The sequence below is a fragment of the Nocardia fusca NBRC 14340 genome (assembly GCF_001618425.1).
In the GTDB taxonomy this organism is placed as follows: Bacteria; Actinomycetota; Actinomycetes; order Mycobacteriales; family Mycobacteriaceae; genus Nocardia; species Nocardia fusca.
Genome location: NZ_BDCU01000036.1, coordinates 1 through 21,332, shown reverse-complemented (window position 1 = coordinate 21,332; position 21,332 = coordinate 1). Strand labels below are relative to the sequence as shown.

The following is a 21,332-nucleotide window of genomic DNA, read 5'->3' as shown; positions in this document are numbered from 1 at the left end:
GAACACGGCACCACAGTCTGTTAATGAACATTCATTCAACAAAGGGAGCTGATCTGCATGGCGCATTGGACACCAGACGACATTCCTGATCAGACCGGCCGCACCGCCCTGATCACCGGCGGTAACTGTGGTATCGGCCTGGAGACGGCCCGCGTCCTGGCCACCCGCGGGGCGCGAGTCATCCTGGCCGGTCGCAACCAGGCCAAGCTCGACGAGGCGGTCGACGTCGTGCACGCCGCAGCACCGCGGGCCGAGACCGACACCCTGCTCCTGGATCTGTCCGATCTCGCCTCGGTGCGCAGCGCGGCCCAGCGGATCGCGGAAACCGAGACCATCGACCTGTTGTTCAACAACGCCGGGGTGATGAACCTGCCCACACGCCTGGCCACCCGCGACGGGTTCGAGATGACCGTGGGTACCAACCACCTCGGCCACTTCGCCTTCAACGCCCAGGCCTGGCCCGCTGTGCGTCGCTCGGCCGCGGCTCGCGTCGTCACCGTCAGCGCGATCGCCGCACGCTGGCCCATCGGCAAGCTCGATGACCTGATGAGTGAAAACAGCTACCGCGGTATGGCCGCCTACGCAAAGTCCAAGCGCGCCAACATCGTCTACACCCTCGAACTCGCCCGCCGCACCGCCCACACACCCGTCGAGGCGTTCGTCGTCCACCCGGGTTCGGCGATGACCGGCCTCCAGCAACACGGCACCGGACCGCTGACGCGCCTGTTCACTCCCCTCGCAGCGCGCTTGCTGATGGGTTCCGCCGCCGGCGCCGCCTGGCCCTCGCTCTACGCCGCCACCAGCCCCGATGTCATCAGTGGAGAATTCATCGGACCGGCCGGACGCGACCAGGCCTCCGGCACCCCCAAGCCCGCGAAACTCCCGAAAGACGCCGACAATACCGAACTGGGCACGCGATTGTGGACCGACAGCGAACGACTCACCGAAGTAACCTTCAAGCCCTGACCTTGCTCGGGAAGCTACTCGGGGGAAGCACGTCGGTGGTGCGACGATCAGGGCCACCAGATCGTCGCCGCTCTCACCGGCAGCGGGGGTTAGGTAGACGCGTGGGCCTGCGTGCGTGGGTCGACCGCGAGGATCGATTGCAAGATCGAGCGGGCGGCCTCTCGCTCGGCGATGTCGCGGTTCATGCGATCGAGCTCTGTACGAAGGTCCTCGGCCATCTCCTCGCAGGTGGGCGCCAGATAGCGGCCTTCATCGACCATGCAGGGCAGCACCTCGGCGATCACCCGGGTCGGTACACCGGCCGCGATCAGGATGCGGATGCGCCGCACGGATTGCACATCGGATTCGGTGAACTCGCGGTAGCCGCTGGCGCGCCGCTGCGGCCGCAACAGGCCCTGCTCCTCGTAATAGCGCAGGCCCCGCACGCTCATGCCCGTTCTGCGGGACAGCTCGCCGATCCGCATGTGACCCCCGTCTCAGGTGGTTGACTCTCACGTTGACGTGAGACTTTAGCGTAGCGGCATGTCCGAATACGAAAGCTCACAACCCCTCGCAGGCAAGAAGGCTGTAGTCACCGGCGGCACCCACGGTATGGGCCTGGCCATCGTGCAGTCCCTGGTGGATCGCGGCGCGCAGGTGGTGCTCACCGGCCGCAACGAGGCCGGGATCGAGAAGGCGCGCGCGGAGCTGGATCCGGCCGCGGCGCGTATCGTGCGCTCCGATGCGACGAAATCCGCGGATATCGCCGAGCTCGGCCGGGTGGTCGAACAGCGTCTCGGCGGCATCGACTATCTGTTCGTCAATCACGGTGTCGCCGAATTCAAAACCCTCGACGAAGCGACCGTCGAGCATTGGGACCGCGTCTTCGACGTCAATGCCAAGGGTGCGTTCTTCACGGTGCAGCGACTCGCCCCACTGATCCGCGACGGTGGCAGCATCGTCTTCACGACGGTGTCCAACGACCGGATCTTCCCCGGGCTCAGCGCCTACTCCGCGGCGAAGGAGGCCGTGCGTGCGTTCGCGAAAGTGCTTGCCGCCGAATTGCTGCCACGCAATATCCGGGTCAATGCCGTCGCACCCGGTTTCATCCTGACGCCGAGCATGGGTGTCGCGGAACTGACCGAGCAGCAGCGCGCGGAGTTCATCCGTGACGGAAAGGAGACCACGCCGATGGGTAGGCCGGGCACCGTCGACGAGGTCGCGGCGGCAGCGCTCTATCTGGCCGACGCGACCTTCACCACGGGCACCGAATTGATCGTCGACGGTGGATTCGCCCAAGGGCTCGGCTGACTCCACGTGACCCGAAGCAAGGTTGCGAACCGCCTGTCGTCCGCGCGGGTAGGGATCATCGTTGCGAGCATCGCATCTGTGGGGTGCCTCGCAGGGCGCGGGCGCGAAGGCATGCCGGGCGCACGTCGAGTGCTCCGCAACGCAGTTTCGTGGGGTGTACTGGCGAGGCGATGGGTTTCTGATCACCCCACAGCGCGGCCGATGAGTTTGTGTCTCCCGGCCGGTCGAAGTTCGTGACACCCTAGGAAAGGACACCGCCATGTCGGAGCTTCTCATAGACTTCATCACCTCTCTCGACGGCTACGCATCGGGAGAGGGATGGCCCGGATTCTGGGGCCTCGAGGGCCCGGAGTACCTCGCGTGGCTCGGCGAGCAGCCCGAGGTCACCTATCTGATGGGAGCGAACACCTACCGCCTGATGTCGGGCTTCGCCGCCGGTGAGGTCCCGGATGGCCAAGACGAGTTCAGGCCCGAAGAAGAGGCGTCTGTCGATGAGCTCACGCAAGCGTCCAAGGTGGTGTTCTCCTCCTCGCTCGAGGAGCCACTGACGTGGGCCAACTCCACGCTGGTCCGCGACGACGCCGTCGAGGCGGTCCGCGCCATGAAGTCGAGTGGCTCGGGGCTGCTCAGCACGATCGGCAGCCTCAGCCTGTGCCGGTCCCTGCTACGAGCCGGACTCGTCGACCGCTTCCGGGTCGTGATGTTCCCGGTGATCACCGGGGCCACGGGTGCAGAGCGCATCTACGACGGCTATCCGGACGTCGCCCTCGAGATGATCGAGCATCGCACCTTCGACGGCCGCATCCAGCTGGTCGAGTACAAGCCCCGCGTGCTCGAGCACCCGCCGCTCGGCACCCCTGCGTGATCGCCCCGCCCGCCGGTCCGGCCCGCCGTCAGGCCGGTGGGGTTCGGTTGCTCGCGAGGTCAGCGGCCACTGCGCGGTTTACTCAACAATGCGCGGCCGCGTTCCGGGGTGAGGCTGTACGCCAGAACAGGGTCGGCGAGCAGCGCGACCGGGGCTATGTGATCTGGAGCGCGGGGCTGCCAATGCGCCATCGCGGCGTCGAGTGCCTGCCACAGTGCCGTCGGGTCGGAGTGGTGTTCGGCGAGCGCACTCTGTACCGCGGTGTCGAAGGCCTGGTTTCCATAGGTGAGGCGATAGCCGGGCTGCTGCACCCGTGCTCGGTGCTCGTCGATGGCACGTCCGATCTCGAACCCTTTGTTGTTCTGGGCATCCTCGAGGATCTGGGCAACGTCGAGCGCGGAGTACGGCGAGTCCTCCTCGTCGGCGTGTTGCTGGGCGATTTCGAGTGCTACGCGGTGCCCGGCGTGTGCGCGGTCTACCTGGTACTGGGCAGCCTCGAGCGCGGAGCGATACCAGGGCTCTTTATGTGTGTGTTGCAGGAACACGCACGGCAGGAACTCTTCGGTGAACAGTGAACCGGTGAAGAATCCGTCCGGGACGGACTCCGGGGACAGCAGCTGCGAAAGAAGCCGGGAAGCCTCGTAGGGGGAGGAAGTGGCGAGGAACATCTGGAGCTGGACTCGTAGGACTGTGGTGCGTGGCCGTCCGAACTCTTGGGCTTTTTCCAGGGCCACCATCGCTGTGTCGATGTTCCCGGAAAGAGCCTCGCCCCGAGCCTGCTCCACCACCAGATCCCAGCTGTCACGAGTCTCGCCCACCGGCCGGCGCAGCCGATGAAAGCCTTGGTACAGCGATTCCATGAGCGAGGTGAACGACGGATGTCGCCGCGGAAAGTCCGCCCAGGAGAACACGCTGTAGGCGGCCCACTCGCCGTTCTCGTCACGGTCGGCCGGGTCGAGGAACAGAACCCCGGCGTCGGTGTGAAGCGAGATCAGTAGCCCGCGAGCGAACGGGTTACCCGGTGCGTCGACCGGAGCATCGGTGACCAGGTCGGCCCACGACTCCCAGGACGGTTCGAGGTCACGCAGCCACCCGAGATCGGTGGTGCCACGCATCCGCCACACGAATTCCCCGGCATGGCGCCATCCATCGGTGGTCAGCAGGAAGCTGCGATACGAGGGCGGCAACCTCAGGCCGAGTCGCTCCTCGACCGCCGCGACGTCGGCCTCGGCGGCCGGGGCGTACCCGAGCCAGCGCTGCCGCACGATCTCAGGATCGAGCTCACCAGGATCACTTGCGGTGATCCGTTCCTCGCTCCACAGTTCCAGCCACGGTCTCCAGTTCATTCCACGAAGCTACGAGTGGCCGCCGACAAGTTCGACGTGCGCGCGGGCCGAGATCGTGGATAGGGAACCGCTACTCTTCCGCTAGGTGTGCGGTGCGGCGAGTCCCACGACCAGCGGAAGGGGAAGTATCAGCTGTATCGCCCGGGGAGCCGATTCGGTGTTCGCGCAAGCGGTGCTCGACGCCGGTGGCCGGCTCGAGGGGGTGTTGCCCTCCCGGAATTGCCTCGAAGCCGAAGTGAAGGCGGATCACCCGGCGCGGCAACGATTCAAGTTGCTGCCTTCTTGATTCGTGCGCCGAGTGCGTCCAGTTCGTCGAGGACGAGACCGGCGCCCCATACCTGTTCCCGCTTCCGGTTCGTCAGGGGGCGCAGCACTCCGGCCTCGTGCAGACGATCGATGGCGGCGTAAGCACTGCTCGTGCTGAGCCGTAACCGGTCCGAGACGTCTTCTGCAGTAAGGACGGGTATGGCGATCAACGACGAGGGCTCTCGCCAGCACCCGGAGCGCGCCGCTCGCCCTCCGGACGGACCTGGCTGGGCGTTGTTCAGACAGCGGCCCTTTCGAATCGCCATGCCCGATCTGCGGGATTTGGACCCCGAGCTGCTGGTTCTGTCGGAGATATCCGATGGAGCAGCGGAATTGGTTGATCGGATCCGGGGGCATCGCCAGGTGCCGGAGGTATCCGATGCGCAATACCCTCGGGTCGAGGCCGATGTCGACTTCGCCGATTTGCTTGCGCACGCTGGTGCTCGCACTGCTGACCACTCATTCGCCGGACGCGCTGAACCTGGTGCTGGTCGATTTCAAGGGCGGCGCGACCTTCCGTGGCCTGGATTCACTGCCACACGTTTCCGCGGTGATCTCGAATCTGGAAGAAGAGCTCGCGCTGATCGACCGCCTGAAAGATGCCCTGGCCGGGGAGTTGAACCGCCGGCAGGAGCTGTTGCGCTCCGCCGGTCGATACGCCCATGCCGCCGACTACGAGAGGGCCAGGGCCGCAGGCGCTCCGCTCGAACCGCTGCCCGCACTGTTCGTCGTCGTCGACGAGTTCTCCGAGTTGCTCACGCAGAAACCTGATTTCGCCGAATTGTTCGTGATGATCGGCCGGCTCGGCCGGTCGTTGCACGTGCATCTGCTGCTCGCTTCGCAGCGGCTCGAGGATGGCAAGCTGCGCGGCCTGGAATCACACCTGTCCTACCGAATCGGTCTGCGCACATTCTCGGCCAACGAGTCCCGGGCCGTCCTGGGAACCCCCGACGCCTATCAGCTGCCCGGTATTCCCGGCTCCGGCTACCTCAATGCCGGTACCGGCGAGTTGTTACGGTTCAAGGCTGCGTATGTGAGTGGGCCGGAGCGGCTCGCTCCGGGCTCGGACACCGGGAGCTTCGAGCAGCGATCGGTACTGGACGCTGTTGTCGCCCGAATACCGGGGCATGGCGCGCCGTCGCATCGACTGTGGCTGCCGCCGCTGGACGAGTCCCCGACGGTGGATATGTTGCTGCCCGATCCGGATCGGTCCCCGCCGGCGAATCGGCATGACCAGGTGTCGATACCGATCGGCGTGGTCGACAAACCGTACGAGCACCGCCGTGATGTGCTGACCGTCGACCTGTCGGGCGCACAGGGCAATATCGCGGTGGTGGGCGGCCCGCAGTCGGGTAAGTCGACCACACTGCACACGATCGTCATGGCGGCCGCGGCTCGCTATACCCCCGAACAGGTGCAGTTCTACTGCCTGGACTTCGGCGGCGGCACAATGGCCGGGCTGGCCGGGATACCGCACGTCGGTTTCGTGGCCGATCGGCGCGACTCCGACCGGGTGCGCCGGACGATTGCCGCATTGACCACTCTGCTGCGGCAGCGCAGCGAACGCTTCGCCGAACTCGGCATCGCATCGATGGCGGAATTCCGGCGGCGCGATATCGCCGCACTCGAAGCCGGCGCTCCGCCGGCGGTCGATCAATTCGGTGACGTGTTTCTGGTGGTCGACGGCTGGCGGACGATCCGCGACGAATTCGAACTGCTGGAGTCGCAGATCACAGCGCTTGCCGGACAGGGTCTGCCGGTGGGTATCCACGTGATCGTCTCGGCCACCCGGTGGGCCGAGATCCGGCCGGTGATGAAAGACCGCCTCGGCACCCGGCTGGAATTACGGCTCGGCGATCCGTCCGACTCCGACTTGGACCGGCGTACCGCCCATCAGGTGCCCGTCGGCCGGCCCGGTCGTGGTATCACCGCGGATCGACTGCACATGCTGGTTGCGCTCCCCAGGCTGGATTCCGACTCGGACCCGGGCACCGTGACCGACGGGATGGCCCGCGGTGCCGAGGTGCTACGCCGCCGCTACGGCAACCGGCGTGCCCCCGAAGTCCGGATGCTGCCATCGCATCTCCCGCGCGAGCAGGTGCTGGCGGCGACCCGCGATCTCGGTATCCGATTCGGGAGGACCAAAGTGGTGGTTGGCCTCGGTGAATCCGAGTTGCAGCCCGTTCTCCTCGATTTCGAGGCCGAATCACATTTCATGGCCTTCGGCGATGTGGGATGTGGCAAGACGACGTTGCTGCGCACTATCGTGGCCGGCATCACCGAATCCAATACGCCGAGTGACGCCGCGCTCATCCTGGTCGACTTCCGGCGCACCCTGCTGGGCGCCGTCCCCCCGGAGCGGCTTGCCGCCTACGCGACCGGTGCCGAAGGTCTCAAAACCAATATGCGCGATCTGGCAGACCTACTGCAGTCGCGGTTGCCCGGTCCGCAGATCACCCCCCAGGAACTGCGCGAGCGCAGCTGGTGGCGCGGACCGGAGATCTACCTCGTGGTCGACGACTACGACCTGGTGGCGACCAGTGGCGACAACCCGCTGGCTCCCTTGCTGGAGTACCTGCCCCAGGCCCGTGATGTCGGGATGCACCTGATCGTCGCGCGCCGGATAGGTGGGGTCGCCCGTGCCCTCTACGATCCGATTCTCGGTGCGTTGAAGAATCTCGCGGTAGAAACACTGATCATGAGCGGTTCCCGCGACGAGGGAATCGTGATGGGTGACGTCCGGCCGGCAAAACTGCCTCCAGGCCGTGGAATCCTCGTCTCTCGCACGCGCGAGCAAGAAATAGTGCAGATCGCCCAGACGCCCGGATGAGTAGCGCGCCGTATCCGGCGACGACCGCAGTGCTCACACATCCCATCCGGCGTATGCCCCGGCGGAGTTGCTTGCGCCCAAGCGGGCGAAGGGAAATGCTGCGGTCGCTGGTGCTTGGGCCGGGCTGCGGGTCATCGAACACTTGCTCTGCTCACAGGACCTGCCACGACGGCAGGAATTCGGGAGGTCCGGAGGTGAACTGGTCAGCGCGGGGTGACCAGCTTCGCACTGCGGAGGAGCCACACCGCCGGGACCAGGCAGCACAGCAGCGCGAAGAGGCTCGCTTCCGGACCGAAGGCCCCACCGGTAAGCACCTCCGGTCCGGAAAGGACGGTGCGCAGCAGGCCGGGTTCGCCGTCAGCGCCGGATACCGCAGTGCCGAACACGCCGGACTCGGTGAAGTTCCAGGCGAAATGCAGGCCGATCGGCAGCCACAGCGACCGGGTGGCGGTGTAGGCAATGGCCAGCAGCGCGCCGCCTTCGACCGCGATGGCCAGGGTGCCCCATAGCGTGGCGTTGCTGTTGACCGAGTGTGTCAGACCGAAGATCAGTGACGAGACCGCGATCGCGACGATGCTGCCGGTCCGTTCCTCCAGGATGCGGTGCACCACGCCACGGAACAGCAGTTCCTCGGTGACCGCCACTGAAGCCATCGAGCCGGCCACGCCCAGGCAGGCCCCGAACGAGCCACTGGTGACGTCGGCGTCGGTGAACAGGACCGCGAGCAGCATCGTCGCGAGGAAAGCCACGGCGCCGATGAGCGCGCCGTGCCCGAGCCCGCTCCACCGCCCCGCGGCGGCCAGTTCGGTGACCTCCACCCGGTTCTCGACACGGCGGGAAAGCCACGTGTAGGCGAAGATCGCCCCGGCGGCCGCGCCGATCCCGAGGGAGAAACGCAGCACAGGCACACCCGAAACGAGCGCGTCCAGCCCCCGGGCGGCGATCAGCAACACGACCGTCCCGACGAGCAGAACCGGCACCCGGAACCGCTGCATCGGCGTTTTCCGCTCGATGGGGGTGGCCATGGAAAGTCCTCTCGCCGTTGTGCAGTACGGCGAGACTACGAACGAGCCGAGCCGCGTCACATCACTCCGCGGGAGACTTTCTCAGTAGTACTCGAGAGTGACACCGTACTGTCCGCTCGCTCTTCCGACAGGCCCTCGGGGGCGAAGCTTCGCGAGGCGTGCAAGTCCGGCGTCGGCGGCATCGGTGAGAACGCGATGACCGCGTGCTGCTGGTTACCCGTAGACAAGGTCGTTGCTATCGTGAACGACAAGGTCACCATTCAGCCACTTGGGATAGTGGACTCGCGAATCGGAAAGACGGCGTCGGATCATGGCAGAAGACCTGACCGTGACTCGGACGCTGGTGATACCCGCATCCGAGTTGCGCGAGCGGTTCTCACGCTCGTCCGGCCCGGGCGGGCAGCACGTCAACACCACCGACAGCCGGGTCGAGCTGTCGTTCGACCTCACCAACTCGCCCTCCGTGCCGGAGTGGCTGCGCACCCGGATGCTCGATCGCCTGGCCACCCGCCTGGTCGACGGGGTGCTCACGATCGCCGCTTCGGAGCATCGCGCACAGCTGCAGAACCGCGCAGCCGCCCGCGAACGCCTGGCCTCGTTACTGCGTGACGCCGCTGCCGCCCCTCCGCCCGTTCGCCGCGCCACCAAGCCCTCGCGCGGCGCGAAGGAACGTCGCATCGCCGCGAAGAAGCGCCGCGGCATCACCAAGCGAAACCGCCGCGCCTTTCCCGATGACTAGTGCTCCAGCCGCACTCAGTTACGTTGTGCGGTATGGCCTTTCGTTGTGTCGATGGGTGAGGACCTGGCCGAGTGGGTGGCTGTGCCGGTGAGCCGACCGATGCGATCACTTTTTGGTCTTCGCCACCTGGCGGATATGGGTTACCAACTGGTCGAATGAGGACGAGGGGTTGTCGTAGTCTCCGTGCTCTCCTGCTGGTGCTTCTTGCGCAGGGATTTCGCGCGGCGGATGGCGTTGTCCGCCAGCTTCGGATAGAGCGCGCCATCGAGGTGTTTGCCGTCGGATCCGTCGAGTTGACGCCGGAGGCGGATGGCCTCGTCGGTTGTCAGAGGACCTGTGTGGTGGCGATGGTGGAGGATGAGCCGGAGTTCGAAGCAGGGGTCCGCAGCAACCGCCTCGCCCTGTCCCAGCTGATCGCCCGACCCCTCGGCTACGGTCTCGGACTACTGGGGATCACCGCGCTGGAGCGGCTCTGACCGCAGAGAGTGACTCTGTTGCGGACGGCGGGACTCAGTCGTTGGTGGACGCCCTTGTTTAGTTGCGGCGTACCGGGCGGCAATGGTGCGGACGGCCTCGTCGACTACCTGAGCGACGCGTTCGGCGCTCACCTCCCAGCCCGGCACCAGGAGTGTCGGCCAGAAGACGTAGTTGGAGATCATGCCCAGGAATTGGGTGGCTGCGAGGTCCACGTCCTCGACTCGCACCGTTCCCGCCTCATGCTCGGCCAGGAGGTAGCTGCGTACGGACTCGAAGTAGGGCATCTTCCCGTGCGAGAACTGCGCATGGGCCAGCTCCGGGAACCGCGGTAGCTCGGCGATGACGATCCTGAACAGGTCGGTCATCTGGGGCCGGCTCAACAGTTCGGCGTAACGGCGGCCGATGATGCTGAGCCCGTCGACGATGTTGCCTGCCGGCGGAGGATCCTCCTCGGCAGCGGTCGACCAGGACTCGGTCACGATGGCGTCGAACAGGGCAGCTTTGCTCGGAAACTGTTTGAACAAGGTGGCCCGCGAAACGCCGGAGCGCTCTGCGATCCGCGCCAGCGACGTCCGGTCGTAGCCCAACTCGAGGAACAGTGCGGTCGCGGCCGTCACGATCTGCGCGCGCTTCTCCTGGGCGACGCGCTGGTGGTACGTCGTCACGACCCTGCTCATGGGCCAAGCATAGGAGGTGAGTGGCTTGACTCGCCACTGCCGCTGACCTAGTGTCAGAGGAGATGGTGAGTCGCCCGACTCACCACTGGCCGCCGTTCATCACTGGTGATCCCGGTCATCCACCCACGTACCGAAGGAACACCTGATGCCCCGCTTCGACAACCAGACCGTGCTCGTGACCGGTGGGACCGGCGGCCAGGGCGCGAGCCACGTGCGCGCCTTTCACGCGGAGGGGGCGAACGTGGTGATCGGCGGCACCGACGCCGAACGTGGCGCCGCGCTCGCCGACGAGCTCGGGACCCGCGCTCGCTTCACCCGCCTCGACGTCAGGGACGAAAGCTCGTGGTCCACCGCTGTGCAAGCCGCCGAAAGCGCCTTCGGCGCCCTGAACGTGCTCGTCAACAACGCGGGCGTGCAAAACCCGCCTGCAACAATCGAAAACACGGACCAGGCCACGTGGTCGCGCATCCTCGACGTCAACCTCACCGGAACCTTCCTCGGCATCAAGGTCGCAGCCCCCGCTCTGCGTCGCGCAGCAGGGGGAACCATCGTCAACATCGCCTCGACCATGGGCCTGGGCGGGACGGCACACTACGCGCCGTACGTCGCCAGTAAATGGGCCGTGCGAGGACTCACCCGAACGGCAGCACTCGAGCTCGGCCGCGACAACATCCGGGTGAACACCATCCACCCCGGGGTGATCGCGACCCCCTTCATCCACGAACCAGCAGCCGGCGCCACCGCGGCGATCGCGGACTTCTACTCACCCGCGCCGTTCGCCATCCCCCGGCTCGGGGAGCCGACCGACGTCACCCGGCTTCTCCTGTTCCTCACGTCATCGGACGCGTCTTTCATCACGGGGTCGGAGTACGTCATCGACGGTGGGCTCCTCCTCGGCCCTGCCCTCCAGGCCGAGGCCGCATGAGCACCGCAGACACGACCGGGTCGAACGACTCCGCACGGGATGCGTCTTTATCCCACCTGCCCGACCACATCCGACGAGCCATCGAGATCACCCCCGCAAGCACCAGAGAACGGATCATCGACATCACGACGCTGGGACGCCGCACCGGCCGAGCACGCCGCATCGAGATCTGCTTCTACCGAGCTGCTGGCAACACTTACCTGTGTAGCGGCGCCGGCGGTGCCGCGACCGACTGGCATGCGAACCTTCTCGCCGATCCCGACTTCACCTTCCACCTCGAGAACGGGATCCGTGCAGATCTGCCTGCACGGGCGACGCCTGTCACCGACCCAGCTGAACGTCGGGGCGTACTGGCGGAGATCGTGGCGGATCTCGATCAGCCCCACGACCCCGGCACCATCCGGCCGACTCGGCTCGAAGACTGGGCCGACAGTCGGCTGATGCGCATCAGCTTCCGCCATCGGCCGTGATCGCGGATCCCTCGACAGATGACCTACTCCCAGGGACTGGGGTGTAGTCGCGGCCGGAGCGGCCGAATGAGGTATCACCGACAGAACCACAGTCGGCGGTGCCGGTCGACGTCTAGGAGATGAGCTGCCGGCGAAACCACTGCGTCAGGATGTCGTCGACCGCCTTCGCTTCAAGGCGCTGTGGCGCCGGTTCGAGACCCGGTTCGTCGGCCAGCGGGTGCGCGAGATTCGGCACGGAGACCAATTCGGCGTTGTCCGGCTGTGCATAGCGGTGCTGCAGGGTGTCGACCAGCGCAGCCGCGTCGGCGCGAAGGTCGGGGTGATCCTCTTCCCCGCTGATGACCAGCAGCGCCGGCGCAACGGTGAGTTCGGCGGCCCGGGCCACGAAGTCCAGTCTGTCTGCGACACGCTCGGCTTCGGCCGTCCATTCGTACGGATGACCGGCGATGCCCTCGGTCAGGGGGACCACCGACCGGATACGGACGGCCGGGTTCACGAGCGCGACGTGCCGGATCGGGATCGACTCTGCGCACAGCACTTGGAGCGCGACGGTGCCGCCGAGCGAGGCGCCGAGAATGCTGACCGGCCCCTCCTCGACCGGAAGCTGATCGCGAAGTGCCGCCAGGGCTGCCGGGAACTCGTCGGCAGCCTGCTGCGCGAACGGTGCGAGGAACGCGAGTAAGGCGTCCTGGCGGGCGAGTTCGAGCACGGCGTCGACGCGGCCGTCGACCATCCGGGCGCCACACATCGGCATGCCCAAGTGGACCCGCCAGGCCGGCACCGCGGCCATCGGCAGGGCTGCGGCGAACGCTGCATCGGTGCGCGGCGCATCCAGCATGTGCCAGGTCACAATCAGTGGCGCCGGAGCGTCGACCCCGCCGTCGGGTGGCAGCGCCGTGTAGGGGACGCCGGCAGCGGTTCCAGTGATCGTCTCCATCACGCTCCTTGTTTCGCGTAGCGATCACGATGCACCCCGGATCGGCCGGTGTGGCCGGATCCTTTCGCAATCCGAACGCCCGCCGCCGGTCGCAGTCTGCGATCTACGGCATGACCCTACCCTGAGTCAGGTTAGGTGCACGGTGGGCATGAAGGAGAAGGCAAAGACAGTGTCCGACACAGTTACCTGGGCCGACAAGGGAGCCGGGCGGAAGGGTGATGAGTAGTCTCTCCAAATGGGATCGTGCAGGCTATCGCCGCCGTGTGGGCGAAGAGGAGGCCGCGCGTCGTCGCCGGTCGATCATGGCCGAGCAGTGGGGTTACCACCTTGCGGAGGAGCGGAAGCGGCTGGGGTTCACGCAGGCCGGTCTGGCCGAGATCGTGGTACATCGGTGGCGCTCCCGAACTGATCGAGCTACCGGTCGGCGACAACGGCATGTAGTTCCAGCCTGTCTCGGGAATCCGAGCCGTAGGCGCCGAGGTCGAGTCTCAGGTGCGAATCCAGGCCGGCCACTCTCAGCTCGGTCTCTGCCGCATATCGCATGTTGCCGGTCGAGACGGTTTGAACGAACCCATGTTTGTCCAGCTCGGCGGTCGATTCGGCCGCATCGGGGTAGGCGGGCTGGTCTCGCGCCAGCTCTTCTTCGCCTTCGGACATGACATTCGCCAGTTCGTCGTGGAAACGAGCGATGCCGTGCTCCGCCGCCTCGTGCGAGACACCCGATGCGACAGCGCTTTCGACAACGATCGACTCATCGGTATACCCGTGCACCCGTGCTGCCGGAAAACCACCTCCGTCTCCGAGAGAGAGTAGGTGCGCGCGATAGCCCTCCGCAGCGTCGCAGATCGGCTGAAGTGACGGTACCGCCTCCATTCGGCATGCGTCGACGGACACCGGAATTCTGTTGCCTGCCAGGTGGATGGCACCAGGTGGCCTTCGGTTGCGGCCGTGTCGTGTTGATGGTGAGGTTTGTGAGCCGGAAATACATGCTGACGTACTGCCTGAGGAGCATTGTGGGTGACTGGTTTCAGACGATCGTCGACAAAGACGTGTCGGCGCAGAACGCGCAGGCGCTGGCCGCGAACATACTCGACTGGTTGATCAGTTCCGGTGTAGTGGTGGCCGAGCGGGATGATTGCGTGCTGGGCGCGGAATCCGGGCACCGTCCCGGTCCGGCTGTTGCGGCGGTGGTCGATTCGGCAGCGGGGGATTCGTCTTTTCGGGACCTCTGGACCAACGGTTTGGCGATCGTCACCGAACGTTCCGTGTTCGACGCCGGACAAGGTGACCCGATAGCGGTCAGCTGCCCGCGTTGCGGCACTGCCACCCGGTTGGTCGATGACTGCTATGAGCTCATCCCAGAGGTCTGGGAGTTGTTCGGCACGAGTATTCACGCCTGGGCGGAAGGCCAGGACGATGCCGTTGTGCCGTGTCCGTCGTGCGCACAGCAGGTGGAACCGACCGACTGGATCTGGGCCGATGATTACTTCGCCCTCGGGCACCTCGGTTTCAAATTCTGGAACTGGCCTCCCTTCCGGCCGGACTTTGTTGCCGAGTTCGGCCGGCGTCTGGGCGATCACCGCATTGCGCTGGTCGAGGGCAAACTGTGAGCCGAGCCCGGACCTGCTGATCAGCTGTCCGATGTCCCGGCCGATCTGATCTGCCGAGGGCCGGATTCCGGTGTTGCCGGGAGGACTCGCCGACGATGCCGAGTTCACAGTGTCGGCCGGAAACCGTAGTGCGGTGGGTACCGCCGCGCCGAACAGCGGCCGTACCCGCAGCATTCGACGGTGTCCATCTCGAAATCATGCGTACGCTGGAGCAGGACCCTGAGATACTCGGCACCTACCGTCATTCAGGAAAGGAATTCCAGGTGCCCCCGCTGGTGTTATCCCGTTGCAGGCGGGGTAGGCCGGATCATCGGCGAGCACGGCTTCCGGCTTGCTCCGGCCGAGGTACCCGAAAGCGAGCATTACACCGGCCGATACGACATTATGGTCGCAGACCTGACTAATCAGGTCGCACAATTGTTCGACTGATCAGGGAACTGCGCGCATATGTTGAAGATATCGACCCGCACCGTGCTCGGCAGCGTCATTGCCGGGCTGCTCATTGTCGGATCAGGGGGCGTCGCGGCGGCCGAGCCCGCCCCGGCTCCCGCGCCGGTCGCGCCGGTGCAAGCACCCGATGCTCCGGGGACCGGGGCGGTGTCGCCCATCGCGGCATGCATGGCGCCCGGCGACTCCATCGAACTCCGGGCCGGCCTGGGCGCCCTGCTCGGGACCGGGAGCGGCGCGATCGCGGGTCTGCCCGTCTTCTTTGTCGGGGCCATCCCGTTCGGAATTATCGGCGGCGTGATCGGCGCCATGGTCGGCTCGACCACCTACGCGCAGGACGCCTGGCGGGCTCCGCAGGGCTGCTGATCGGACGGGGCCGCGGGGTCAGCCCTTGACCGGGTAGGTGGCGTCGAGCTATTCGGTGAACGAAGGTCCGCCGATTCGGGCGTGCGGCCGGCCACCAACCCGCGGTCCTCCAGCAGCGCCCGATACACACCGACTACGGTCGCGGCGCCGACGATCTCGCCGCGGTCGATCATCCGCATCGCTTCGTCGAGCGGTACCCACAGGATCATTTCGGCCTCGTTGATATCCGGCCGGGTGTCGGTGAGGTCGGCGCCGTGGGCGAGATAGATGTCTTGGGGGTGGTCGAGCGTGCCGATGGCGGGCGGGGCAAGCAGCGCGTTTTCCAGCTCGCGTAGTGAGTCGGATGCCGCTACCGCCCTCAAGGGTGGCGGGGTGACGCCGAGAGCGGTGACGGTGCCGGCCAGCAGCGTGCGACGACGCATGGGTTCGGTCTCCTCGTCCGGCGCTGGGGTGACGGCGACGATAGCGGCGGGGGCGGCCAACCGCACTGTGTGTGGCGGTGAGTCAGCCAACCCGAGCAGTTCCGGCGGAAGGCAGAAGGCGAGAGCGAGGGCGCGCACAGCACGCAATCGCTACTTGCTGCGTCCTTCATACTGCTGTTCGTGCGTGTATTACCAGGTCCCGGTAAGGGAGGCGCACGATCGGGTAAGTGGAAACACCGATCGCCTGTTCGATGCCCTCGAGCTGTGTAGCTGCGTCCTCGCTGTCGGTGGTGAGAATCTCGGTTTCGACGAAGGCACCGACGCCGGCGAGAATATCGATACTTATGGTTGTGCCGTCATGGCCTGGATGACGGTAGGTGGTACGTGCCTTCTCGACTCGTACAAGCTCGACCATCCCGACCGCCTCGAGCAGTGCGTTCGCCGCGCCCGCTTGGCCAGCATCGGCGAGCCGAACGTTGATTTCCCGCTTCGCGATGACACCCCGATCCGAATGGGTGGCTGTGTTGGATGGCGGTTTGTAGGTGATCTCGGCCGATCCGTCGCGCTGCCGTACCCGCAGGCATTCGACGGTTTCCATGTAGTCGACGTCGGGCCGGCTGTAGTAGGTGTCGACTTCGGTCAGCGAGCTGATTTCACGATAGCCGAGTCCGGCGAGGCGGCGGCGCAGGGTTTCGCTGTCGGCGAGTTCGCGCTTGCGTTCGACCTCGATCAGGTCCATGCGGGGATCATCCTTTCCAGTGAATTGCCGTGTGCAGTCGAGCAAGTGTCGGTTTCGAGCAGATCGCTTGCAGGGTGCCGAGGGCGCGTTGCAGGGTTTCGGTGTCGCTCAGCGGGATGTTCTGGAACAGCACCATCTGCTTCGCGTCGACGAGCGGGTTCGATAGGCGGTGGGTGAGGAATCGGTTGTAGTACCGCCGGTCGCGGGTAAACACATCATCGGCCGAGACCGGCATCAAGACCAGGTCTTGGGTGGGATGGGCGTTGATCGAGTGCACCGCGAACGCGGAAAGCAGCTCGTCGACGGTGAGGTAGGCGTAGGTCTCGCGACCCTCCCGGGTCAACCACGACTCCCAGGCTCGGACACAGTCGTCGGCGCCCTGTTCGGCCGCGGAGATGAATGCCATCAGGGCTACGTCGCTGACCGCGTCGAAGATATCTCCGTCGATCACGTGATGATCGTCGAACGGCTCACTCACCGCGAGGACGTTCGCCCGTTGCATCGCCGGCATCCGATCCGATTCCGTGAGGGTGTAGTGCACTCGTTTGTGGCCGGATCGGAAGTCGATCCAGTCTCCGGACAGGGGTCCGTCGAGAACCGGCCGAAACCCGAGGATCCCGGAACGCCAGATATGGTCGCGGCAGGTGATGTAGTGCCGTTGCACCTCGCGGAACAGCCCGACCGGTGCTTCGATCACCGCGCACACCCGGGTATCCAGTTCGGCTACGGGCACAATGCGCGAGTTCTGCCGGGCGACGACCTCGTCGTCGTGATGGTGATAGGGATGGGTTCCTTCCCGCAGGTAGTGCGGGACGAACATGCGCCAGAACTGCAACCAGGATTGTGAACTGTAGGACTGTACGACACGCTCATGCAGGCTCGGTGCGGCGACGGCGTAGACGTCGCGGTAGACGAAGTAACCGTAGGGATGGAGCACGGTCGGCAGTGTCCGCATCAACGTGTGCAGTCCGGAGTAGCCGCCACCGTAGGAGTAGACCTCGTGCATCAGTGCGGATGCGCTGATCACGTCGACCGGTTCGCGCAACAGTCGCTCGATGTCCTGAGCCCATCTGTGCACCAGCACGCACGACCCGACCGCGTTGAACCGCCCGATCGCGTCCGTGAGCGAGGTCGAGGAGACGCCGGGTGCCTCCACCAGTGTGAGTTGTACAGGGCGTGGCTCCTCGGCTGCCCGCGTCGCGAGGTAGTCGACGGCAGCGCCGCCACCCGGGCCGATCTCGACGAGATGCGGTTCAGGCGATTCGACGCGTTGCAACGCCCGGTATACGAGTAGTCCCTTCTCGTCGCCGTGGTCGTTGGCGGCGACGTCGAGATAGGTCGCGGCCGACTTGTGCACATGCGCGAAGCGGTTCGGTCCTCCGATCATCACGGCCACCAGATCGTTGCCGCGATCACCAGCAGCGGTAGCCCGATCGCGATGGCGAAACCGATCGCCACCGTGGCGCTCATGGACTCACCTGTGCGAATGCCCAGCGGGCAAAGCTGAGTCGCGGTACCTCGGTTTCCACATCGGCCACGTCCATGACCGCGTTGAGCTCGAACGGGCTCAGGTGATCGGGCGCCGGCAGGATCACCAGATCGGCCCGGGCGTTGCGTGCCTGGTCGGCCACCCGGAGTACCGATCGTTCGTCGGGCCACACGAGGCGGTATCCGAGGTGGCGGGCGAGGCGGTGTATCTGGGCGCGATCCCATTCGGGTGCACGGCTGATGTCGTAGTCGATCCAGCCGAACGCGATCGAATGGTTCATGGCGCCGCCTGATCGGCCTGCGCGTAGTTGCGGATTGGAAGGTCGATCCGGGAAGGACCCATTGGGTCGGTGTCGTGTAGGGCGCGGAGCCCTGCAACTGTCCGTTCCAGAAGGACTCGGTGATTGCGAGAGCTGGGCTGGCGATCCTGCAGTGTCGTGGACTGGCTGTTCTCAGCGGGTCTGCCGGCCGCAGCAACTGAAGACACTTCGCCCGGAGGAAATACGGTCACGGCGTGGGCATCGGTGGTTCTCATCGCTGTTCCCCTCGAGGTCGATTCGGTGGGCTGTCAGTCCCAGAACAGCGGTGGAACCGAATGGCAAGTAAGGTGGCAAAACTGGTGGAAGAGACTTGCCGTTGCGGACTTTCCGCCCAGAATCGAGTCATGCAGGAGGGGAAGGTCGAACGGGTAGCGGTGCCCGACCACAATCGTCAGCGCGCGGAGGCGGCCGATGAACTTGCGCGCGAAATCAAAAGTCGGCGACTGGCGGCGGGGTTGAGCCAGCGCGAACTTGCCACCCGAATCGGGTATACGCGCCAGTACGTGTCCATGACCGAATGGGAGGATGCGAATCTACCTTCCCGAGATCTTGTTGCGGCCATAGATGCAGGGCTCGACGCCGATGGTGAGCTTATGGCGATACACGACCGGATCAAGCAAGAGCGGAAAGTCACCCGTCGAGACGTTATCCGAGCAGGCACAGCGGGTTCTGCGGGTGAGCAAAGTGAGTGTGTGCCCATTGGCGTCTTCGGCCCGCGCATTCATCCAGGGGCGTTATCGGAGGCCATAGATGTAGACATGCCACTGGATCGCGAACAGATCGGTGCATACCTTCGGTCGCAGCGGATGTCCGAACATGCGATCACGAGTCTCGTCGAGGTGACCCGCATGCTGGCCGGTCAGCGCCAAAGCGTGGCGCCGGGTGCGCTCCTCGGTCCCATCGAAGCACACCGGGACACTGTTTCAGCCCTGTTCCGGAATACGAGCGACAGCCGGCTGAAAGAACGACTCGGATCACTGCTGGGTGAGACCTCCATTGTTGCAAGTCGAGTATGGAGTGCTGTCGGCGATCGTGCGATGGCGCTCTCGCACTGCGCATTTGCTCGCAAGCTGGCAGACAGCATGCGTGATCCGGTCATCGGAGGGGTGGCTCGGATATTCGAAAGCAACTTGCGGTCGGATGCGGCGACGCTGATCGGCTCGGACGGCGACGTAATCATTGGTCTGCGGATACTCAGAGACGCTTCGACGATGACGGATCGCTTGCCGCCTGCCGCCAGGGCAAGGATAGGCGCCGAGCTTGCCCAGGCATATGCGGTGCTCGAGCTCGATCGGGAGTGCCAGGACGCTCTGTCTCGCGCACAGCGTGCAGTTGACGACATTGATGAAGTCGACCGTACTGGGCTTTTCAGTGACTGGGATGCGAGTCGGATTCTTGTTTACGAAGGCACTTGCTGGCTCTTCCTGAACAAGCCCCGGAAAGCCATCGTTGCTCTCGACGCGGCACTGAGCACAACTGGAGACGGGAACCGGAATGTGGGGCTCGCCGCACAGGTCGACCTGGCGAGCGCATACAACCAGATCGGCGAACTCGAAGAGGGGTGTCGGATTCTCGGAGAAACCCACAGCAGTCTCTTTGCCATGGGCAACCAACGTGGTATCGAACGTGCACATCGGGCAATCGAGAGAACCACACCGTGGCGCAACGAGCAGCCTGTCCGGGCGCTCCGGGAACGGATCCGGAGTACCGAGATTCAGTGAGCGGCACTGGTCAGTGATTGGACCGCGGAAACAACCGATTCCGGATCCAAGGCATCGAGGATCTCATCGGGAGAGTGTTCCAGTAATTCGCTGTGCTTTATCCGGTGCGCTACGACGATAACTCGAAATCCGGCATGCCGAGCGCAATAGATATCGTTCGGAGCGTCACCTACAACCACAGTCTGCGAAATGGAAAGTGGGCTTCCGAACTGGCTGAGATATCGGTCGGCGACAACAGCAGGCAGTTCCAGCCTGTCCCGGGAATCCGAGCCGTAAGCACCGAGGTCGAGTCGCAGGAGCGAATCCAGGCCGGCTACTCTCAGCTTGGTTTCTGCCGCAGATCGCAAGTTACCGGTCAAGACGGTTTGAACGAACCCATGTTTGTCCAGTTCGGCGATCGACTCAGCCGCGCCAGCGTAGGCTGGTTGGTCTCGCGCCATCTCTGCTTCGCCTTCGGACATCACCTTCGCCAGCTCGTCATGGAAGCGAGGGACGCCGCCCTCTGCCAGTTCTTGCGAGATGCCCGACGTAAGAGCGGTTTCGACAACGATCGACTCGTCAGTGAACCCATGCACTCGTGCTGCTGGGAAAACCACATCTGGCTCCGGTAGGGCGTAAGTACGCGCGATAGCCCTTCTGAGCCATCTCAGGTCGGCAGGGATCAGGGTGCCGTCGATATCCCAAATGACGAGTCCCGGGCGCGCCGCAGTCATGAGGGGATTCTGACAGACCCGATCAGAACCTACGAGGTCGCGTTGGCCAAACCGTCATGCGTCCATGCCGTTATGCGTACGAAGGTTCCTGAGATAACTCAGTCTTACTCGCCGTAGTTTTCGGCGAAAGCCAGCACTCGCGGTGCGAGACGTGAGTGGGGCGGCGCCAGCCTGCGGCGCGTGAGCCCAGGACCCGTCTGGAGGCAGTAGACACCTTCCTTACCCTCGAATCTACTGATCAGTTCACGCACTGTCGCAGCGTCGTGGGCGACGTCCGGGTACAAGATCTTGTCGAGCTTCTCCTGCAACGAGCCGATCACCGGCTGTACCGATGCGATCATGTGGAGCACACTCGGATCAGAAGTCAGGTTCTCCAGCTCGCGCCGCTTGAGCCACGGCTTCTTTCGGTTCTCCTTGAAGAACTCCAACAGAAACGCGCGGTTTACAGTGATCGTCACCTCCGGCTCAGATCGAACGCTGACCTTGAAATTCCAGTTGAAGGCATTGATATCACCGTGCTGCAATGCATCCCGCAGTGCCTCGAGCCAGCGGTACTCGAACGACTTCTTCTTGAAGTCCTCGAATAACTCCTTGATCTTATCGACCTCAGAACGGTCCAGCCCGAGAATCTGCCGCGCGCCACGGACTGTCTG

At 64.9% G+C, this 21,332-nt stretch carries 22 protein-coding genes and 2 pseudogenes; 11 read left to right on the top strand and 13 right to left on the bottom strand.

The window, feature by feature from the left end; all coding sequences use genetic code 11:
• The first annotated feature begins 57 nt into the window (after nucleotides 1–57).
• Nucleotides 58–966: an oxidoreductase gene (locus NF4_RS23340; RefSeq protein WP_063129519.1), complete on the top strand. Its 909-nt coding sequence runs from the start codon at nucleotides 58–60 to the stop codon at nucleotides 964–966.
• Nucleotides 967–1,055: 89 nt separating this feature from the next.
• On the opposite strand, the gene NF4_RS23335 is transcribed toward NF4_RS23340, so the two are convergent.
• Nucleotides 1,056–1,430 carry a MerR family transcriptional regulator gene (locus tag NF4_RS23335; RefSeq protein ID WP_063129518.1) on the bottom strand — a complete coding sequence of 125 codons (375 nt, stop codon included), beginning with the start codon at nucleotides 1,428–1,430 and terminating at the stop codon, nucleotides 1,056–1,058.
• Between the two features lie 58 nt (nucleotides 1,431–1,488).
• Between NF4_RS23335 and NF4_RS23330 the strand changes: the two genes are divergently transcribed.
• Both NF4_RS23330 and NF4_RS23325 read left to right on the top strand, forming a co-directional pair.
• The gene (locus tag NF4_RS23330; RefSeq protein ID WP_063129517.1) at nucleotides 1,489–2,256 is read left to right on the top strand and encodes an SDR family NAD(P)-dependent oxidoreductase; all 768 of its coding nucleotides are present in this window, start codon (nucleotides 1,489–1,491) and stop codon (nucleotides 2,254–2,256) included.
• A 259-nt stretch (nucleotides 2,257–2,515) separates the two neighbouring features.
• Entirely contained in the window at nucleotides 2,516–3,121 is a 606-nt protein-coding gene (locus tag NF4_RS23325; RefSeq protein WP_063129516.1) for a dihydrofolate reductase family protein, read from the top strand.
• A gap of 59 nt (nucleotides 3,122–3,180) precedes the next feature.
• Here the strand turns inward: NF4_RS23325 and NF4_RS23320 are convergent, their stop codons facing one another.
• Nucleotides 3,181–4,467 (bottom strand): SMI1/KNR4 family protein, encoded by a 1,287-nt coding sequence (locus NF4_RS23320; protein ID WP_063129515.1) that lies wholly within the window; start codon nucleotides 4,465–4,467, stop codon nucleotides 3,181–3,183.
• A 266-nt stretch (nucleotides 4,468–4,733) separates the two neighbouring features.
• Nucleotides 4,734–4,943 (bottom strand): hypothetical protein, encoded by a 210-nt coding sequence (locus NF4_RS37955; protein WP_157120528.1) that lies wholly within the window; start codon nucleotides 4,941–4,943, stop codon nucleotides 4,734–4,736.
• Nucleotides 4,944–5,200: 257 nt separating this feature from the next.
• Here NF4_RS37955 and eccCb point away from each other — a divergent pair.
• Nucleotides 5,201–7,603, top strand: a pseudogene (gene eccCb / locus NF4_RS23315) (type VII secretion protein EccCb); the annotation flags it as partial.
• 203 nt (nucleotides 7,604–7,806) lie between these two features.
• On the opposite strand, the gene NF4_RS23310 reads toward eccCb, so the two are convergent.
• The gene (locus NF4_RS23310; RefSeq protein ID WP_084533369.1) at nucleotides 7,807–8,628 is read right to left on the bottom strand and encodes a CPBP family intramembrane glutamic endopeptidase; all 822 of its coding nucleotides are present in this window, start codon (nucleotides 8,626–8,628) and stop codon (nucleotides 7,807–7,809) included.
• 310 nt (nucleotides 8,629–8,938) lie between these two features.
• Here NF4_RS23310 and arfB point away from each other — a divergent pair, with 310 nt between their 5' ends.
• Both arfB and NF4_RS23295 read left to right on the top strand, forming a co-directional pair.
• Entirely contained in the window at nucleotides 8,939–9,367 is a 429-nt protein-coding gene (gene arfB / locus NF4_RS23300) for an alternative ribosome rescue aminoacyl-tRNA hydrolase ArfB (RefSeq protein ID WP_063129512.1), read from the top strand.
• A gap of 197 nt (nucleotides 9,368–9,564) precedes the next feature.
• Nucleotides 9,565–9,843, top strand: coding sequence for a hypothetical protein (locus NF4_RS23295; protein WP_063129511.1), 279 nt, complete (start codon nucleotides 9,565–9,567; stop codon nucleotides 9,841–9,843).
• Here the strand turns inward: NF4_RS23295 and NF4_RS23290 are convergent.
• Entirely contained in the window at nucleotides 9,811–10,521 is a 711-nt protein-coding gene (locus NF4_RS23290) for a TetR/AcrR family transcriptional regulator (RefSeq protein ID WP_198165438.1), read from the bottom strand. The genes NF4_RS23295 and NF4_RS23290 overlap by 33 nt on opposite strands.
• A 145-nt stretch (nucleotides 10,522–10,666) precedes the next feature.
• On the opposite strand from NF4_RS23290, the gene NF4_RS23285 reads away from it, so the two are divergent.
• Nucleotides 10,667–11,446: a glucose 1-dehydrogenase gene (locus NF4_RS23285; RefSeq protein WP_063129510.1), complete on the top strand. Its 780-nt coding sequence runs from the start codon at nucleotides 10,667–10,669 to the stop codon at nucleotides 11,444–11,446.
• Nucleotides 11,443–11,916 (top strand): nitroreductase/quinone reductase family protein, encoded by a 474-nt coding sequence (locus tag NF4_RS23280; RefSeq protein WP_063129509.1) that lies wholly within the window; start codon nucleotides 11,443–11,445, stop codon nucleotides 11,914–11,916. The genes NF4_RS23285 and NF4_RS23280 overlap by 4 nt, the downstream gene beginning before the upstream one ends.
• Before the next feature lie 112 nt (nucleotides 11,917–12,028).
• Here NF4_RS23280 and NF4_RS23275 read toward each other — a convergent pair whose 3' ends face one another.
• On the bottom strand, nucleotides 12,029–12,853 hold the full coding sequence (locus tag NF4_RS23275) for an alpha/beta hydrolase family protein (protein WP_063129508.1): 825 nt from the start codon (nucleotides 12,851–12,853) through the stop codon (nucleotides 12,029–12,031).
• Nucleotides 12,854–13,267: 414 nt separating this feature from the next.
• Nucleotides 13,268–13,747, bottom strand: coding sequence for an HAD family hydrolase (locus tag NF4_RS23270; RefSeq protein WP_157120526.1), 480 nt, complete (start codon nucleotides 13,745–13,747; stop codon nucleotides 13,268–13,270).
• Nucleotides 13,748–13,782: 35 nt separating this feature from the next.
• Here NF4_RS23270 and NF4_RS23265 point away from each other — a divergent pair, with 35 nt between their 5' ends.
• Both NF4_RS23265 and NF4_RS23260 read left to right on the top strand, forming a co-directional pair.
• On the top strand, nucleotides 13,783–14,463 hold the full coding sequence (locus NF4_RS23265; RefSeq protein WP_198165437.1) for a hypothetical protein: 681 nt from the start codon (nucleotides 13,783–13,785) through the stop codon (nucleotides 14,461–14,463).
• A gap of 447 nt (nucleotides 14,464–14,910) precedes the next feature.
• Nucleotides 14,911–15,276: a hypothetical protein gene (locus tag NF4_RS23260; protein WP_063129505.1), complete on the top strand. Its 366-nt coding sequence runs from the start codon at nucleotides 14,911–14,913 to the stop codon at nucleotides 15,274–15,276.
• Here the strand turns inward: NF4_RS23260 and NF4_RS23255 are convergent.
• From NF4_RS23255 to NF4_RS23240, 4 genes are all read right to left on the bottom strand, one after another.
• Nucleotides 15,237–15,698 (bottom strand): NUDIX hydrolase, encoded by a 462-nt coding sequence (locus NF4_RS23255; RefSeq protein WP_157120525.1) that lies wholly within the window; start codon nucleotides 15,696–15,698, stop codon nucleotides 15,237–15,239. The genes NF4_RS23260 and NF4_RS23255 overlap by 40 nt on opposite strands.
• A 166-nt stretch (nucleotides 15,699–15,864) precedes the next feature.
• Nucleotides 15,865–16,437: a class IV adenylate cyclase gene (cyaB, locus tag NF4_RS23250; protein WP_063129503.1), complete on the bottom strand. Its 573-nt coding sequence runs from the start codon at nucleotides 16,435–16,437 to the stop codon at nucleotides 15,865–15,867.
• A 7-nt stretch (nucleotides 16,438–16,444) separates the two neighbouring features.
• Entirely contained in the window at nucleotides 16,445–17,824 is a 1,380-nt protein-coding gene (locus tag NF4_RS23245; protein WP_063129560.1) for a hypothetical protein, read from the bottom strand.
• A gap of 79 nt (nucleotides 17,825–17,903) precedes the next feature.
• A complete protein-coding gene (locus tag NF4_RS23240) occupies nucleotides 17,904–18,206 on the bottom strand; it encodes a hypothetical protein (protein WP_063129502.1) in 303 nt (100 codons plus the stop codon).
• Between the two features lie 314 nt (nucleotides 18,207–18,520).
• On the opposite strand from NF4_RS23240, the gene NF4_RS36095 reads away from it, so the two are divergent.
• Nucleotides 18,521–19,966, top strand: coding sequence for a helix-turn-helix domain-containing protein (locus tag NF4_RS36095; RefSeq protein ID WP_084533368.1), 1,446 nt, complete (start codon nucleotides 18,521–18,523; stop codon nucleotides 19,964–19,966).
• Here NF4_RS36095 and NF4_RS36735 read toward each other — a convergent pair.
• Nucleotides 19,960–20,679, bottom strand: a complete 720-nt coding sequence (locus NF4_RS36735) for an HAD family hydrolase (protein WP_084533367.1) — start codon at nucleotides 20,677–20,679, stop codon at nucleotides 19,960–19,962. The two genes, NF4_RS36095 and NF4_RS36735, sit on opposite strands and share 7 nt — an antisense overlap.
• 104 nt (nucleotides 20,680–20,783) lie before the next feature.
• A pseudogene (locus NF4_RS38740) lies at nucleotides 20,784–21,332 on the bottom strand (hypothetical protein); the annotation flags it as partial.